This is a genomic window from Fulvivirga aurantia (genome assembly GCF_009711475.1).
Taxonomy (GTDB): domain Bacteria; phylum Bacteroidota; class Bacteroidia; order Cytophagales; family Cyclobacteriaceae; genus Fulvivirga; species Fulvivirga aurantia.
In genome coordinates this window covers 1-1,813 of record NZ_SMMD01000334.1, presented here as the reverse complement: position 1 = coordinate 1,813, position 1,813 = coordinate 1, and the positions used below count along the sequence as shown (strand labels likewise).

At 37.5% G+C, this 1,813-nt stretch carries 3 protein-coding genes; all 3 read right to left on the bottom strand.

Features of this window, described 5'->3' with window-relative positions:
* The coding region (locus E1176_RS01580) for a hypothetical protein (protein WP_155208826.1) at positions 1-529 on the bottom strand (529 nt) is incomplete at its 3' end.
* 5 nt (positions 530-534) lie between these two features.
* A complete protein-coding gene (locus tag E1176_RS01575; protein ID WP_185152543.1) occupies positions 535-1,095 on the bottom strand; it encodes a hypothetical protein in 561 nt (186 codons plus the stop codon).
* Between the two features lie 89 nt (positions 1,096-1,184).
* A complete protein-coding gene (locus tag E1176_RS01570; RefSeq protein ID WP_155208824.1) occupies positions 1,185-1,721 on the bottom strand; it encodes an OmpH/Skp family outer membrane protein in 537 nt (178 codons plus the stop codon).
* Positions 1,722-1,813 lie beyond the last annotated feature (92 nt).

Below are 1,813 nucleotides of genomic sequence, written 5' to 3'. Positions count from 1 at the left end.
TGGCTCCCCCCAGGTAAAGAAATGTATTTATTGTATTAATTTTTTTAACCTTGGTCAGGTATAAGCGACTTTGCGTATTGTCAGATAGGTCGCGATTTAAATTATTTAAAGTAAGTTTCTTAAGCAGGCCGTATTTCTTTTTGTAATAATCAACCGTGGTGGAATGAAAGGTACCTCCGGGCACGCCCATGCCAGGAGATCCAGGAGAATAATAAGTTTTAACCGTAGAAAAGGCGCTGATGCGCGGGCCGTGTATTTCCCTCAAGTAAAATTCTGATCCAAATCCTTCAGGGTCAGCTTTTAGGAAATATCCTTGAGCATTTTGATAGTAAGCAACTTGCGCCTTTTCAAATCGCACTGAATCATCGATGATAAAATGTGATTTACCAAAGGCAGGTGTTTTATGCTTTAATGAATGAGGATAGATCACCTCTCCATTGGATAAACCCAGGACTAGCTGGCTAGTATCTTGAGCCTTAAGTCCATAAGAGAGGAGGAAAATAAGAATAAAGCCAAAGATTTTAACCATAATAATTAATTTGATTTTTGAGATTTGACTATCTGAAAATTGAGTTTTGGTATATCATTTAAATTATCCACCTTAAATCGAAAAATCTGTCTTCCGAGGCCCAACCCAAACTCTTGTAAATTAAATTGTACCCACGCGTCATCAGTAATGTCCTCCTTATCAAATACAAACATCAGGGTAGATGCGTTGCCCATACCGTATGTCCTTGAAAAAACATAGTCCGCTACTTCTACCGTATCTTGCTCTGAGGTCGTCAGGTTGGTGTACTGTCCCATCCTAAATGACAAGGTTTGCACCAAATCACTAAATTGTCCATAATCCTGGCTGCTGTAGAGTGCCTCCTTATTGTCTTTAGAAAGGCTTAAAATGAAATAATAATACTTGTTATATTTTTCTTTGAGCTGTTGGTATTGCTTGTCTGTAATTTCAAGGCTGGTATTTTCTTGCAAAATCAACAGATCAGTAGGGCGATAAGTAACGGTAGCTTTATAACCACGGTACTCTTTGGTTTTGCTTAAATTATTGTCTTCATCAGTAAGATAGGTCTGAAGCTCAGACTCAGTCATATATTCAGGTTGACAAGCACAAAGGCTACTCATCAATATCAATAAGACAGGGTAAATTAATTTAGCCACTATAGAAAATTTCAAAATTATTACTGTCCGGTATATTGTTTATTTAGCCCTTCCAGCACCTCATCTGTGATATCTAGTCCGTCCTCTGCGTAGGCAATATTGCCGTATTCGGTAGCAGCGAAAATGATTCTGTAATTATGCTTTTCACCGTATTGTTTTATAAAAGCATTCACCTCTTCTAAAACCTGTTGCGTCATTTGCCCATCTTCCTGGCCTGCTTTTTCCTGAATGGCTCTTTGGTAGTCTGCTAATTGTTTTTGCTTGGATTGTATAAGTTCACGTGAAAGCTCACGCTCTTTTTTAGTCATTGTTGTGCTTTCTTTCTCATATGCCTTTATAGAATTTTGCACTTCATTAGCCAGCGTATCTACATTGGCTTTCCATTGATTTGCTTTTTGTTGGTAAACCTTACGGGCATCAATCATTCCCTGGTAACCGTTGATAAGTCGACCTGATTCGATGTAAACTGTACGTTGTGAAGAATAATGCTCGTAGTATAAAAAAGAGAGAGCGATTGTAAAAAGTACGAAGAGAGAGAGTTGTAAAGTTTTGTTCATCCAACTATTTATTGGGTATTATAATTAAGACAAGCTGCAAACCTAATAGGTAAAAAGTTACCAAACCAATCGAATATTACATATTACTTACA

What these genes read in the sequence shown, in the direction of transcription:
- E1176_RS01570 (WP_155208824.1), bottom strand. Translation starts at nt 1,721, where the DNA reads ATGAACAAAACTTTACAACTCTCTCTCTTCGTACTTTTTACAATCGCT.
- E1176_RS01575 (WP_185152543.1), bottom strand. Translation starts at nt 1,095, where the DNA reads ATGACTGAGTCTGAGCTTCAGACCTATCTTACTGATGAAGACAATAAT.